We start from the raw sequence: 13,852 nt of genomic DNA, 5'->3' as shown, positions 1-13,852 counted from the left end.
TCATAAATGATTCGCCTATTTCTTGCTTTACCGCTAGCGGGCGCATTGGGCTTAGCTCTGTTTTCTTTTATGGCTTGGATGGTCGATAATGGCCACCAACGTTCACCAGATAATAGTGAGACGTTAAGTTTCAATATGGTGATGGTGGAACAAGAACAAGAAGTCCAAAGAAGACAGCGTGCAGTCCCTGAAAAACCAGAAATGCCAGAGCCGCCACCGGAAGCGAAAACGTCTCAGTCACAAGCTGAAGTTACGCCTCTGAATTCGATGTCTTCACTGCCTTCATTGGATTTGAATACATCGGTTGATGGCCTCGCGATTAACGCGCCGACATTTTCGGATTTTGGGTCGAACCAACAGGCAATGCCTTTATATCGAGTAGAACCTCGTTACCCAGCAAAAGCGCTGAAGCGCGGCGCTGAAGGCCATGTCATTATGTCTTTTACCATCGATGAAACGGGACGCCCAATTGACATTCAAGTCACTGACGCAAACCCACGTCGTATGTTTGAACGTGAAGCGATGAGAGCACTTAAAAAATGGAAATATCAACCAAAAGTCGTCGATGGAAAAGCGATAGCTCAGGTTGGTCAAACCGTGAAACTAGAGTTTAAGTTGGCAAAATGATGAAACAGATATGGATATTAGTGGGCTTGTTGTTAATGCCCCTTACAACACAAGCAAAAGAGCTGACTCAATATACTGCTATTCGTGTTCAAAAGGCGCATAAGCTTGCTCAAGATGAACAGGTTAAACAGGCGATTGACGTACTTGCAGGCTTGGAGCTTTCTAAAGGCTACGACAAAGCATACGTAGCTCGTATGCTGGGTGTGTTTTACTGGCAAGATGGAAAAACCGACACGGCAATTAAGCAGCTTACTTATGCGGTCGACAGTAATTTACTTGTTGATGAGCAAGCTTGGATAACCAAGCGCATGCTGGCTGATTTGTTGTTGAACGATCAGCAGTTTAAAAATGCGCTTTCGCACTATTACGAGTTAGTGAAAACAGCGCCAGAAAAGGAAAAGAAAGACACGCTTTGGATGCGAATTGCACAAGCTGAATACCAAATTGAAAACTGGTCGAAAGTCCTAGTGGCCATCGGTAATCGAGACAAATTCAATTCAAAAGCAGAGTTGTCGCCTCTATCGCTAAAATTGGGCGCACAGCTTCAGTTAAAACAGTGGAAGCAGTCTATTCCGACACTGGAAAGCCTCATTGAACTTCAACCAGAGAAAGATAACTGGTGGCGTCAACTTGTCGGTATTCAGCTAAGATTGGAACGTAATCGTGATGCATTGAACACGTTAGCACTGGCTGATTTACAGGGCGTTGAGCTTAAAAATTCGGATCGCCGTTTATTAGCACAGCTTTATGCCAAACGAGGTATTCCAGAGCGAGCTGCTGAAGAAATAAGTAAGTTAGATGACGCGAACAGTGACGTTCAACTTTTGGCTGAGCAAGCAACCTACTGGCAGCTAGCGAAAGAGTGGGACAATGCCATTGAAGTGTGGACGTTAGCGTCTAAAAAAGACACTCAATACCACTGGAATGTGGCACAGCTATTGGTTCAGCAGGGTTACTACGACCGAGCGTTGGTTGTTTTAGACAAAGTGAAAGACAAAAACAAACAAGCCGACGTTGCTTTAGCGAAAGTGCGTTCATGGTACAAGCTAAAGAATCTTGATAACGCCCTTGCTCAAGCCAAGCGTGCCAATAACATTGAGCCATCTTCTGAGGCGAAAGGCTGGATTAAATACCTGACTCAGCTTAGAACGGTTAGTGACAACGGAAACGTTTAACCGCTCATCGCAAACAGAAGACAAGAACAGCGCATAAGAAACAAGAAAAGCAAAAGGGTGTCATTTGATCGTTCAAATGACACCCTTTTTAATTTAGGCGACTTAAGCCCATCTTGGGACTTTAGCTCATCTAGCGTTATTGTTCGATTGGAATGGATTGATTAAGGCTCGCACATCGTGCCACTAAGCGTTGCACTTTGAATTGCGCCACTGGTGTTAGCGACCCAGTTAATGGTGCAGTCACGATAAGGGTTCTTAAAGGCATGTAAAGTGTAACCATTATCTAGTGGTTTCTTCGTCTCAGCCCAGGCATAGTTTCTAGATGCCCAAAAACTAACAGGGCGTGAGCGTTCGGTTAGATACTGCTCTTGTGCATCGGTTATGTCTGAGCCGATGTATTCTTGGACGTGCTCTTCTGTGTTGCTCATTTAGCTACTGCACGCTGTTACGAGCGCTGTAAAAGCCAAAACAATAATACGCATTTCAAAATCCCTTTAAGCCTTATTAGCTATCGTTAAATCGGTTATTAGTCTGTATTTAACAAACCGCATCAACCGAAGAGTCCGCCGTTTGTGTATGATCTTCAAAATGTTCCAAAGATCAAATAGCCCCAAAGGTTAATAGTCACGAAGCTTAAATAGTCCCAACTTTCATTCCTTAAAGCCACAACTGCTACCTTAAACCAACCTCAATCAAGCATGTTGATATTGAGATTTTTCGAGGTTTGACCTTACTATCGATGACCTCAAATACAAGCTATCAATTCCCTTTAGTACAAGTTAGCAAGAATATGCATACAGTTCGATTACTTCCCATGTAATGTTATGTAAATTTCCTTACGCCGCTCGGCAAACGTAAACAATGTAAATTGAATGCCAATACGAATGATTATCAACTAAATTGACGCCATAAAATTTATAGGTATTGGTTTGTATGTCGTTAAAAAGTAGGGCGGTTCAATCATGGGCTCGTCGACTTCATGTTTATATTTCAATGGCACTTCTGTTCGTTGTTCTTTTCTTCTCAGTGACAGGCATCACCCTGAATAGACCTGAGTTATTTGAATCAAGCCAACCTAATATCCAACGCTCTACTTTAGAGCTTCCTACGAGTTTGTTCACGATCCAAGACGGACGATTAAAAGCCGACGAAAGTGCCTTCGAAACATTTCTGTTTGAAGAGGCTAATTTGTCTGGCGTTCCTTCTGGTTTAGACATCTACGCCGAAATTGAAGACGGTGAGTTGCTGATTGGAGAAGTGTCCATGGACTTTAAAGGACCAGGTTACAACGCGTCTGTATTTGTTGACGTGACATCTGAAATGGTCGAGGTCGAAACCACGAACTACGGCGCGATTGCACTGTTGAACGACCTACACAAAGGCCGTAACAGCGGTGAGGTGTGGAAATGGTTCATCGATATCACAGCGCTACTGATGATCTTCTTTGTACTTACAGGCGTGTGCTTACTGTTACCTAAGAAAAAAACACTGAATACCTCCATTAAATGGATGGTATTTGGGTCTGCAATCTCGCTTGCTATCTATTTTGTCGCCGTACCTTAACCCTCCATTAGGTTGATGAGTCTGCTTGATGAATCAGCCTGAAGAACGAACTAAAGGTTAAACGGATTTAAAAGGTTGTTAAACATGAAAAAAATGAACTGGAGCAAGGCGCTTCTTGCTTTATCTCTTTTGCCAAGCCTAGGTATGGCACAAGCGATCCCTGATACGGCAAAACTTGATGTGAACTTTAAGCTTCCAAAGATTGATACCTCTATGTACGCGCGTCCTTATGTGGCGGTGTGGGTAGAGAACAGCGAACGAAAGTCAGTGAAAACCATTGAGCTTTGGGTCGGTAAAGATGAATGGCTTAAAGACTTACGCAGCTGGTGGAGAAAAGTGGGACGTTACGATCGTGAATTGGTTGATGCAGTGACCTCTGCAACGCGCCCTGCTGGCCAGTACCGTTTCGTTTGGGATGGTAAGAGCGATGATGGTCAAACTCTAGAACAGGGTGAGTACACGGTTCATATCGAGGTTGTACGTGAACACGGCGGCCGTAATTACCTTCGTCAAAAAGTATCGCTAACAGATTCAAACGCTTCTTATGAGTTAAAGGCGACAGAAGAGACGGGTGAAATCACTCTGAACTACATCGCTAAATAGTAAGTGCGAATAGCAAAAGCAAACTGAACAGAATAGACAGTCGTCATCGTAGGCTCAGATAGAGCGACACGGCTAACAATTATAAATAATGGAATTGAACATGATGAAACAGACAAAAATTAAGGCACTTGCACTAGCGGGTGTTATGGCGTTCGGCCTAGCGGTTACGACAACAGCACAAGCTCACCCACGCTGGATTTTGCCATCACACTTTACCGTATCGAAAGAAGGCGGTGATTGGCTAACGTTCGATGTGACTGCGTCTCACGGTACGTTTGTTTTTGATAAGCCTGCAGGCAGTGAAAATGCACATGTCATCATGCCTGATGGCCGTAGCGAACGTCCTAACTTTGTTGTTCGCGGCAAACGTCGTTCAATCTTCGATTTCTACTTTGAAGAAGAAGGTACACACAAAGTTGCGATCAACAACCAGCCATCTTACTACACACAGTACAAAGCGGGTCGTCGTGACACAGTGAAATGGATCAAAGCAAACAAAGCGGAACGTGATTCAGTTCTTCCTGAAAAGTCGCGTGACGTGGTAACACAAATCAGCTTCACTCGTGCAGAAAGCTACATCACAGTAGGTAAGCCATCGGATTCAGTCTTCAAAATTGAAGGCAAGCTACTTGAAATGAAGCCAGTAACGCACCCTTCAGACATCATTGAAGGCGAACCGGTGACATTCCAATTCTTCTACAACGGTGAAATTCAAAAAGACGTGAAAGCGGAGATCACTCGTGAAGGCACGCTTTACCGCAACCACCAAGAGCAGATTGATGTTGTGAGTGACAAGAACGGTGAAATTACCTTCACTCCAGACGTAGCGGGCCGTTACGTAATGAAAGCGAACTACAAAGGTGAGTTGATTGACAACCCACTGGCTGACAAAGCAAGCGCGAACGTTCACCTAACGTTCGAAGCACTGCTTCAATAATTGTGATATCGGGGCTAGATCCCTGATTAAAAGACCAAAAAACTTAAGGGCTCATTTGAGCCCTTTATCGCTCAGTTTACTACTGAGAATTTGCACTGTGGCTAGGGTATGAACCATGACAATAAAAACAAAATTTAACGCTTTGATGACTCCTTGCTTAGCTCTAGGACTTGGTTTCGCTGCATTACCTGCGCAAGCACACTTTCCATTGATGAGCTGCTGGTTTGAAGGCAAAACTGTGGCCTGTGAAGCGGGTTATTCTGATGGTAGTAAAGCGATTGATTACGCGGTTCAAATGTACGACTACGAAGACAACTTGATTGCAAAACAGATGACGGATAAGCGCTCCATCGTTGAGTTTCCAAACCCAGATACTGAGTTTTACCTTGTGTTTGATTCAGGCCACGAGTTTCCTGTTGAAGTCGACGTTGTTGAGATCAGCGAAAAATGATGATCCAAGGCGTACGTGCTGATACGGGTGGCAGAGAGGGTAAATGGGTAGGGCTGATCATTGTATTCATCCTGAGCTTTGCCACGGTCGCGATCCCATTTCATCAAGCAGAATCCCATGCGAAAGTGGTACTTGATCATCAAATTCTGGTAACTGATGTTGAACAAGAAAACTTGGCAATGTTGTCAGAGCTGCGTTTAGCACATGAAGAAATTCGTGACCTGCGTATGGACTCAGACGGTGAATGGCCAAGTATTGTGTCACTTAAGGATGAATGGGTCGCGCCATTTGTTGAAGACCAGAGTTGGAAGCGTAAAGGTTCTCATACTTGGGTATTGGATAAGCGTGGTTACTACTTTTCTACGCCAAGCGATCATGGCTTTGCTGATTCCTTTATTTTAAACGCCAACAGCGTTTCACCTGAAATCTGGATTTTCTTTGGTGGTGTAGCGAAACAGCCAGCTACTTTTGACCAACACACGCTTGAGTCTACTGGTTGGAAATTGGTGGTGAATGAGTCAGAAGTTGCTGATCAGCATGATGCTTCTTCTCATTAACCCCAGATTCTCGAAAAACAAAATGTTCAAAAATAATAAGAGATTTACTATGCGAATTATGACTCTGTTCATGTCGTTATTGGCGGTGTTAATGACACCCAATGCACTGGCAAAAGAATACAAGATCGATAGCGATAAGCTGACGATTGGTATCACGCTTCAACCTTACTACAGCTACGTAAAAGCGGTAGTGGGTGACAAAGTGAACATCCTTCCTTTGGTTGATGCTGGCTTTAATCCGCATAACTATTTACCACAACCGAACGACTTAAAGCGATTGAGCCAGATGGACGCCATCGTGGTAAACGGTATTGGTCACGATGACTTCGCGCTTAAAGTGATTTCAGCCGCGCAACGTGATGACTTAGTGGTTATCGAAGCAAACAAAGAAGTGCCTTTACTTCCTGCTCTTGGTCAGTCTGTTGGTCAAGGTGCCGTTAATCCGCATACCTTCGTTGGGCTTTCGACAACGATTCAAAAGGTTTACACAATCGCCAGTGAAGTGTCTAAGCTCGATCCTGACAACGCGGCTTTTTATCGTAAAAATGCGCGTAAGTACGCCAAGCAATTTCGTTTTATGAAGCGTGATGCGATGTTGTCATTAGGTGAACTCGATACATCAGGCATGAAAGTAGCGACCACGCACAATGCTTATGGTTATATCCTTCAAGAGTTTGGTGTTGATGTAGCAGCGGTGATAGAGCCAGCACACGGTGTTGAGCCAAGTGCGAGCCAACTGCAAGATACGATCGAAAAGATCCGCGCGTCGGGCATTGATGTTCTGTTCTACGAGCTAAACATGCCAAACCGTTTTGTAGACACGATTGAAGCGGAAACGGGTGTTCAGCTTTACCGTTTCTCTCACATGACGCATGGCGAATATCAAGACGACAAAGTTGAAGTTGAGATGAAGAAGAACCTCGAGACGTTGATCGAAGCAATGAAATTTGCGGCGGCGAACCAAGCTAAAAGCGGGAACGCATAATGTTAGGTCCATCGATTTCAATCAATCAACTCGGTCTGCAATACGACAATAACGTCATACTTGACGATATCTCACTAGAACTTAAAGCGGGTCAGTGCCATGTGATCATGGGGCCAAACGGCGGAGGCAAAACGTCTTTGCTGCGCTCTGTTCTTGGTCTGACACCTTTCTCTGGGCAAATCAATATTCATTGGCCAGAAAAGCCAAGTATTGGTTACGTTCCTCAAAAAGCGGCCTTCGAATCGAGCTTACCCCTGACGGTAATGGATTTCGTGTTGCTTAACCAAACTCGAATTCCGCTATTTTGGCGTCGCAAGTCTAAGCAGTTGGATCTTGCATTAGCACAATTAGATCGAGTGGGTATGGCGACACGTAGCGATCGCCGAATGGGGCAGTTGTCGGGTGGTGAGCAACAACGTGTATTGTTTGCTCAAGCCTTATTGGATAACCCAAGTTTATTGGTTTTAGACGAGCCGACCACAGGGATGGACGAGCAGGGCGTTCGTTATCTTGAATCTCTAATTCGTGAATGCGTTGATGAAGGTCGCACCATTCTTGCCGTTCATCACGATGTAACTGCAGTGCGTCGTCTTGACGCCAATGTACATGTTGTGAATCGATTCTTGGTGGATAGTGGTCCACACGAACAAGTGCTGCACCCAAGTAAGATTGAAAGCTTGTTCCAGCACTACAGCAGTGGCGTAGCTATCGTTAAATCGAAGGAGGTTGCGTAATGGAATGGTTACGACAACTTGCCATTAGTGGTGTGGAAGCGGGCTGGTTATCAGACAGCTTTATGTATGCGTTCATGGTGAATGCACTGGTTGCTGCGTTGTTACTGGGCCCGTTACTAGGTGGCCTGGGTACTTTGGTGATTGCAAAGCGTCTGGCTTTCTTCTCTGAAGCAGTCGGCCACGCGGCTTTAACCGGTATCGCTATCGGTGTTCTGCTTGGTGAGCCACCAGAAAATCCAATTATTGGCTTGTTTAGCTTCTGTATGATCTTCGCTTTGCTTCTTCACTTTGTAAGAAATAGAACCAACGTGCCATACGATACTTTAGTTGGCGTTTTCCTGGCACTTGCGTTAGCGGTCGGTGCGGCATTGTTGATGTACGTGGCTCGTAAGATCAATATCCACATGCTTGAGAACGTGCTGTTTGGCTCGATTCTCACGGTAACAGATCAAGACTTAGCGATTCTCGCAGGCAGCTGCGCACTCATTATTTTGCTCTTGATACCGACGTTCAACCGTATTCTTCTCACTTGTATTAGCCCTGATATTGCCAAGGTTCGTGGCTATAACACCAGCTTTTATGATTACTTGTTTGTCATGATGATCACCTTAGTGACGATTGCAGCAGTGAAGATCGTGGGGGCGGTTCTTGTTGGGGCATTACTGCTCATCCCAGGCGCGACGGCTCGACTGTTGACAAAACGCATGGGCAGCTTTGTTTTGCTTTCTGCGTTGTTGGCAACCATCGCGTGTTTGGTCGGAACGGTATTACCGATGGAGCTTAAATTGCCAGTGCCATCAGGCGCTTCAATCATCATCGTTTCTGCAACGTTTTTCCTAGCGGCAACGCTATACCGAATTATAAGAAAGGCATAATCATGACTTCTTTAATGAATCGTATCTCAATCTCCGTAAAAGCAGCGGCTCAAGTGAGTGCACTTAGTAGTCTGTTGTTGGTTGGCTTATTGGTATCTCTCAATGTTAATGCTGAAGATATCCTCACCAGTACGCCTGTGACTTATGCGCTAGCGACAGAGCTAACCAAAGGCACAGACATTACGACTGAATATCTACCACCAAAACGCTACGGTATTGATCGTCTGCCTAACTGGTTTGGTACTAAGGGGGCGAGCAAAGTCCTTCAATCAGGAGAAAAGGCGACCGTTGCACTAACGCTGTCATCTATCTGGCAAGCTGATCCTACATTTGTATACGCAAGACAAGGCAACATCCATTTGGTTGAGGTGGATGCTGCTCAAGCGATTACACCGCGCGCGCAAGGTGTCGCTGCGCTGACGTTATCAAATGGTGAAGTGTCTAAATACGCGTGGTTAAACCCAACCAATCTAACGCGTATGGCGGCAATTGTGGCTGATGACTTTAAGTTGTTGTGGCCGGCGCAAGCTGAGACCATTGATAGCAACCTACAACGCGTGATGCTTGATGTTCGTGAACTGATTAACAAGCAACAAGCGGTGTTATTGGATAACGACGTAGATTCAGTATTGTTGCTTTCAGAAAGTTTGGAAGATTTCGCTTCAGGTAGCCAACTGTTTGTTGAAGAGCGCATGTTCAAAGCAGAACTGGAATGGACAGAGCAAGACAAAGCGAAACTCAAAGCCATGTTTTCAGAAGACGATGCACTCTGGTTAGTCACAGCGAAAAAGCCTACAACTTTGATTAAGTCACTGGTGCCGAATGAGCGAATTCTTGTTGTTGATTCTGTAGACCGTTGGGGAAGAGCAGGGATTAACGCAAAAGCGCCATTTGCTCGCTGGGAAGTTCAGCCTTTCAAAGGTTAAGTGGCTAAAACAAGTTAGCTAATAAACCGTTAGCTAATAAATAGCTCGTTCAAAAAATACGATCAAAAAAGCAGCCCAAATAGAGGCTGCTTTTTTTGTTCTTGTCCGTTGGCTCTAGTCTGAGTTTTGGTTCAGAGTGCTGGGCAGAGTATCGTGAGTTAAAAACTTACTCTGCAGCTTTTGTCTCTTTAGTTTCGATACCCGCTTCTTCCGATTCAACAGAAGCTTCAACTGTGCCTTCAGCTTGCTCTTGAGCGGCTTTCGCTTGCTCTTCAGCTTCCATTTTTGCGCGGTCAGCTTTAGAAATATAGCGAGGCTTGTTGCTACCATGCAGTTTAGACGTCGCCTGTTTCTGTCTTTTCTTTAGAATTTGATTGATTTTTTTCTTACGGTTCATTGCTGCATAGCCTTGTATTTAGTTTATGCGGTGGAGGATAATCATTTTAGATCTAGAACTCAATATTTACATGCTATCCAGCAAGGAAAATATCACTATGCAGGCAGTCGAAACCGTACGCTTACGATTAAGAATGATCGCACCTCAAGATGCGGCGTTTATTCAGCGATTATATAGCTCAGAAGATTTCTTACGTTACATCGGAGACAAGGAAATTACAGATACTGGCAAGGTTGTTGAATACATCGAAAACAACATTCTTAAGATGTATAGAGAGAAGGGTGTGTGTTTACTGATGGTCGAGATTAAAGAGTCTTCAACGCCAATCGGTGTCTGTGGTTTGATTAAAAGAGACACACTAGAGGCGCATGATATTGGTTATGGCTTTGTACCTGAAGTCTATGGCCAAGGTTATGCAAAGGAAGCGGCACAAGCGATAATTGAACAAGCTCAACATAATGCTGATATCGATCATTTAGTTGCCATCACGACCTCTGATAATATTCGAAGCATCGCACTGCTGACTAAGTTGGGTTTTGTGTTTGAGCGAGTTGAAGAGGCGATCAATGAAAGCGTCAATCTCAACCTGTACGGTCTATCATTGAGTAATTAATCATGTTTCAACATAACAACATTCTTCAAGGCGAACTCGCAACCGAGTACAAAACTGTTATTGCTATGGTGCACATCTATTGCAAAGATCATCACGGTGCTGTTCGTTCGGACAACGCGTTATGTGAAGAGTGCGAGCAACTATTGCGTTATGCCGAAACCCGACTTGATCGCTGTCCTTATGGCGAGGCGAAGCCAACCTGCAATAAGTGTCCGATTCATTGCTATAAGCCTGACCCTAAAGAGCAGATGCGTTTAGTGATGCGATATGCTGGACCAAGAATGTTACTCAAGCATCCGATTTTAGCGATCAGACACTTGATACATGAAAAACGAAAAGTGCCTGAGAAGCCATTGCCGAATGTGTCGAACCGCCATATCCGAATGAACAAAAAGTAACGTATTGTTTGCAGTGGAAAACGGTTTAGAAATAAGAAAGGTCTGATTTCTCAGACCTTTTTGTTTTTATATTCGATGACTAAACCTAGAACGTAAGAGATTACGCGGCTTGAGGCTCTTCGTAGGTAACCGTCAGGTTATTGATCCAGCGTCGGCTCAAGTATCGGTGTGAACAGATGGCCAGTTTCACCACTTCTTCTACCAACATCAGACCATAGATGTATTTGAAATCCCATCCAGCGACAAATGCGCCGTAAACACACACTGGAATCCCAACCATCCACATCGCGATGAAATCCATTCGCAGGCAAAAAGCGTTATCACCACCAGCACGAATAATACCGTTAATGATCACCATGTTGAGCATACGAATGACTACTGCAAAACACATAATAGTCATTGCAGGTGCAGCGAGTGGGTACAATGCATCGGTAGAAAGGTTTAGCCATGATAGAACATGTTCTTTACCCATAAACAGTAGCAACCCAACGACCGCGCCAAAACCAACAACGGCTTTAATGAAGGTTAGACCCATGCTCATCGCGTCATCAAATTCATCACGGCCTAATGAATGGCCTAACAAAACAGAACACGCCACTGAGATACCAAAGAAGATCGAGTAACACAGCGATTCAAATGGTGCGAGCATCGAGAACACCGCAAGCTCAGTCGTGCCCATGTGACCGAAAATCATTTGATATGCCATGGTACCCATTGCCCACAACACAGCATTCATCGTCAACGGCAAAGCAATGCGACGGTAAGACAACCACAATGACGGGCGATGTGGTGAGCTCGGTGTCGTTAATAGCCAATGTTTACGCATACGCATGTAGCTATACATTAAGCCCACTTGAATCAATCGCGCTAAGGTTGTCGCCAATGCCGCACCTGCTACGCCCATTGCTGGAATGCCGAAAGCACCTTTAATAAGAACGAAGTTAAGCGCAATGTTAAGTGCGATGGTAACGCCACCTAATAACAGCGGAGTTACGGTGTCACCTGATGAGCGCATACTTGCTTCTACCACGACAACAATGTGAGTCAGAAGTAGAACAGGGAAGCCATACCATAGGTAAGTCGCGCCAAGTTCAATCACGGTTTGATCGCTGGTTTGCAACATCATTAAAAACTGAGAACCAAGAGTGATGATTGCGGTAACAGGCAGCAGAACTTTTAAGCCAAATATCATCGCAATCGAGGATACTGTTCGTGCGCTTTTTCGGTCATTCTTTCCCCAGTATTGAGCGACTAATGTACCGTTTGCTGAGGCCAACCCTGCCATAATCATAATAGCAACGAAGTGCCATTTTGACGCAATTCCCACAGCTGCAGCTGCCTCCATACCATAATCACTGACCATTAATACGTCAGCAAGGGCAAGAATAGCGACAAGCGCACTTTGCAAAGCAACAGGTAAACCAAGTTTAACGATACGAGGTAAGATGCTCTCTGGCTTGTTATTCATAGATGAGTTAGGGTTGATGTTAGTTGTCATAAGCTCTCCGATTTATGGCAGAACTATAGTGTTTTGAGCGAAGTAACAACATGTTTAAAAAACAACAAAACCTGTGCAAATCCGTCATTGAATCAATGAAGCCAAAATCCACTTGGCACGATGACGTTTTTCTTGCCGAACAGTGCAAAGAACGTTTTTTGACCGTTGAAGATATCCCAGAGATGAAAAGCTTTGGTGTCTATATGGGCGGTATGGCAAAGCTATACGATGGTTATTGGGTTGAGCGAGAATCCGTCAATGTTCATACGTTGATTTTTACTCAAGAAGGGGGTGGAATTCTAACCACTTCAACCTCGGTACAAGCGATTACGCCTTATACGCTGGTGGTTCTTCCTGCCGAAACCCCATTTCGTTTTGAACTCGATCCTCAATATAATTATTGGAAAATGGCGTGGATGCTGACGCCTGATACGCAGCAATGGCAGCACATAGCAAGTTTAGGTCAGGGGATTGTGCCGTTCGGAGAGTGTGAACAGATCTGGTCATTAATGAACTTGGTTTACTTTGAGATAGGAGGGCGAGCCAGTTACCGTAAGTTGCTCTTGAGTGAAATCATCCGAACGTTGACGGGGTTTGAACCCAAATCGACCAGCACCACCGCACGCGTTCAAGCACTCTATAATGAGATTGAAAGCAGTCTGCACCAGCCATGGACCGTCGCAGGGATGGCCGAAAGGGTGTTCATCAGTGAAGAGCAGCTAAATAGAGTCACCAAGACGCTATTCAACCTCTCACCACGCAGTAAATTGATTCAATTGCGCATGGATAAAGCCACCAGTTTGCTGAAATATCAAGATTGGTCAGTCTCTATGATTGCCAACCGTTTAGGCTACAAAGATCCTTATAACTTCTCACATCGCTTTAAAAAACATTTTGGTCTGTCACCCAGCCAATATCGAAAAAGCCATCGACTTCTTGGTTAGCCTTGCTTATTTCCTCGATCAATTACGCAAGATCAAGCTTTGCAGTAATATTACTGTATTGAGCTATCTATCAATTTAGTATTTTTGCTCTATTCGATAGTATTGGAAATATCTCAGAAGACGACTGCTTATGCAACACGAGGAATTAATGCACCAAGTTATCAGTGAGACGGATGATTTAGCTCTTCCGTCGAAGCTCATTTTAAACAATAAAGAGTTTCAATCAGGCACTAAAATCGTACGCAAGCAGGGTTGTGGTTCAATAATAGGAACGCTTGCTGAGCCTCATCGTAAAGTACTTTTCTATCTTTACCTGAACAGAGGCCAAGTGGTGAGCAAGCAAATTTTGAAGCGTGTAGGCTGGGCAGGTAAAGCGGTGACATCTGCATCTGTGTTGGTTGCTATTTACGAGATAAGGAGGATTCTTGACTGCCGTTGTATACAAACCGTTTCCAACGAAGGGTATGTCATGGAGTAATAAATAATCCTCTATTTATATCCTGTTAATATCTTAATAATAAAAATTTAATCTCTTTACCGTACGAATTCCATTGATTATCGTCAAATCT

17 protein-coding genes and 1 pseudogene are annotated in these 13,852 nt (G+C 44.4%); 15 read left to right on the top strand and 3 right to left on the bottom strand.

The window, feature by feature from the left end:
- Positions 1–6 precede the first annotated feature (6 nt).
- The gene (locus OCU90_RS20225; protein ID WP_054542423.1) at positions 7–627 is read left to right on the top strand and encodes an energy transducer TonB; all 621 of its coding nucleotides are present in this window, start codon (positions 7–9) and stop codon (positions 625–627) included.
- A complete protein-coding gene (locus OCU90_RS20220) occupies positions 624–1,802 on the top strand; it encodes a tetratricopeptide repeat protein (RefSeq protein ID WP_061025156.1) in 1,179 nt (392 codons plus the stop codon). The genes OCU90_RS20225 and OCU90_RS20220 overlap by 4 nt, the downstream gene beginning before the upstream one ends.
- Positions 1,803–1,963: 161 nt before the next feature.
- On the opposite strand, the gene OCU90_RS20215 is transcribed toward OCU90_RS20220, so the two are convergent.
- Positions 1,964–2,230, bottom strand: coding sequence for a hypothetical protein (locus OCU90_RS20215; protein WP_240513411.1), 267 nt, complete (start codon positions 2,228–2,230; stop codon positions 1,964–1,966).
- Positions 2,231–2,735: 505 nt separating this feature from the next.
- Here OCU90_RS20215 and OCU90_RS20210 point away from each other — a divergent pair.
- The 9 genes from OCU90_RS20210 to OCU90_RS20170 all read left to right on the top strand — a co-directional run bounded on the left by OCU90_RS20210 (position 2,736) and on the right by OCU90_RS20170 (position 9,433).
- Positions 2,736–3,365: a PepSY-associated TM helix domain-containing protein gene (locus OCU90_RS20210; RefSeq protein ID WP_061025157.1), complete on the top strand. Its 630-nt coding sequence runs from the start codon at positions 2,736–2,738 to the stop codon at positions 3,363–3,365.
- 84 nt (positions 3,366–3,449) lie between these two features.
- Positions 3,450–3,968: a DUF2271 domain-containing protein gene (locus OCU90_RS20205; RefSeq protein WP_061025159.1), complete on the top strand. Its 519-nt coding sequence runs from the start codon at positions 3,450–3,452 to the stop codon at positions 3,966–3,968.
- Between the two features lie 100 nt (positions 3,969–4,068).
- The gene (locus OCU90_RS20200) at positions 4,069–4,905 is read left to right on the top strand and encodes a DUF4198 domain-containing protein (protein WP_061025161.1); all 837 of its coding nucleotides are present in this window, start codon (positions 4,069–4,071) and stop codon (positions 4,903–4,905) included.
- 115 nt (positions 4,906–5,020) lie between these two features.
- Positions 5,021–5,356, top strand: a complete 336-nt coding sequence (locus OCU90_RS20195; protein WP_061025162.1) for a hypothetical protein — start codon at positions 5,021–5,023, stop codon at positions 5,354–5,356.
- Positions 5,353–5,913 (top strand): DUF6162 family protein, encoded by a 561-nt coding sequence (locus OCU90_RS20190; RefSeq protein ID WP_061025163.1) that lies wholly within the window; start codon positions 5,353–5,355, stop codon positions 5,911–5,913. The genes OCU90_RS20195 and OCU90_RS20190 overlap by 4 nt, the downstream gene beginning before the upstream one ends.
- Positions 5,914–5,962: 49 nt before the next feature.
- The gene (locus OCU90_RS20185; protein WP_061025164.1) at positions 5,963–6,898 is read left to right on the top strand and encodes a metal ABC transporter solute-binding protein, Zn/Mn family; all 936 of its coding nucleotides are present in this window, start codon (positions 5,963–5,965) and stop codon (positions 6,896–6,898) included.
- Complete coding sequence (locus tag OCU90_RS20180) at positions 6,898–7,632, top strand: metal ABC transporter ATP-binding protein (protein ID WP_017082153.1); 735 nt, start codon at positions 6,898–6,900, stop codon at positions 7,630–7,632. The genes OCU90_RS20185 and OCU90_RS20180 overlap by 1 nt, the downstream gene beginning before the upstream one ends.
- Positions 7,632–8,507, top strand: a complete 876-nt coding sequence (locus OCU90_RS20175; protein WP_012600593.1) for a metal ABC transporter permease — start codon at positions 7,632–7,634, stop codon at positions 8,505–8,507. The genes OCU90_RS20180 and OCU90_RS20175 overlap by 1 nt, the downstream gene beginning before the upstream one ends.
- Positions 8,508–8,509: 2 nt before the next feature.
- Positions 8,510–9,433 carry a metal ABC transporter substrate-binding protein gene (locus tag OCU90_RS20170; RefSeq protein ID WP_061025165.1) on the top strand — a complete coding sequence of 308 codons (924 nt, stop codon included), beginning with the start codon at positions 8,510–8,512 and terminating at the stop codon, positions 9,431–9,433.
- 166 nt (positions 9,434–9,599) lie between these two features.
- Here the strand turns inward: OCU90_RS20170 and OCU90_RS20165 are convergent, their stop codons facing one another.
- Positions 9,600–9,830, bottom strand: coding sequence for a DUF2986 domain-containing protein (locus OCU90_RS20165; RefSeq protein ID WP_004731171.1), 231 nt, complete (start codon positions 9,828–9,830; stop codon positions 9,600–9,602).
- A 97-nt stretch (positions 9,831–9,927) separates the two neighbouring features.
- Between OCU90_RS20165 and OCU90_RS20160 the strand changes: the two genes are divergently transcribed.
- Both OCU90_RS20160 and OCU90_RS20155 read left to right on the top strand, forming a co-directional pair.
- Entirely contained in the window at positions 9,928–10,443 is a 516-nt protein-coding gene (locus tag OCU90_RS20160) for a GNAT family N-acetyltransferase (protein ID WP_061025166.1), read from the top strand.
- A 2-nt stretch (positions 10,444–10,445) separates the two neighbouring features.
- Entirely contained in the window at positions 10,446–10,841 is a 396-nt protein-coding gene (locus OCU90_RS20155) for a nitrous oxide-stimulated promoter family protein (RefSeq protein ID WP_017087039.1), read from the top strand.
- Between the two features lie 100 nt (positions 10,842–10,941).
- Here OCU90_RS20155 and OCU90_RS20150 read toward each other — a convergent pair whose 3' ends face one another.
- Positions 10,942–12,339, bottom strand: coding sequence for an MATE family efflux transporter (locus OCU90_RS20150; protein WP_017081061.1), 1,398 nt, complete (start codon positions 12,337–12,339; stop codon positions 10,942–10,944).
- 50 nt (positions 12,340–12,389) lie between these two features.
- On the opposite strand from OCU90_RS20150, the gene OCU90_RS20145 reads away from it, so the two are divergent.
- Entirely contained in the window at positions 12,390–13,283 is an 894-nt protein-coding gene (locus OCU90_RS20145; protein ID WP_019351042.1) for a helix-turn-helix transcriptional regulator, read from the top strand.
- Positions 13,284–13,431: 148 nt separating this feature from the next.
- Positions 13,432–13,790: pseudogene (locus OCU90_RS20140) on the top strand (winged helix-turn-helix domain-containing protein).
- Positions 13,791–13,852 lie beyond the last annotated feature (62 nt).

It is taken from the genome of Vibrio splendidus (genome assembly GCF_024347615.1).
Taxonomy (GTDB): Bacteria; Pseudomonadota; Gammaproteobacteria; order Enterobacterales; family Vibrionaceae; genus Vibrio; species Vibrio splendidus.
Note: the sequence above shows the minus strand (reverse complement) of the source record. Positions and strands in the feature narration are given on the sequence as shown.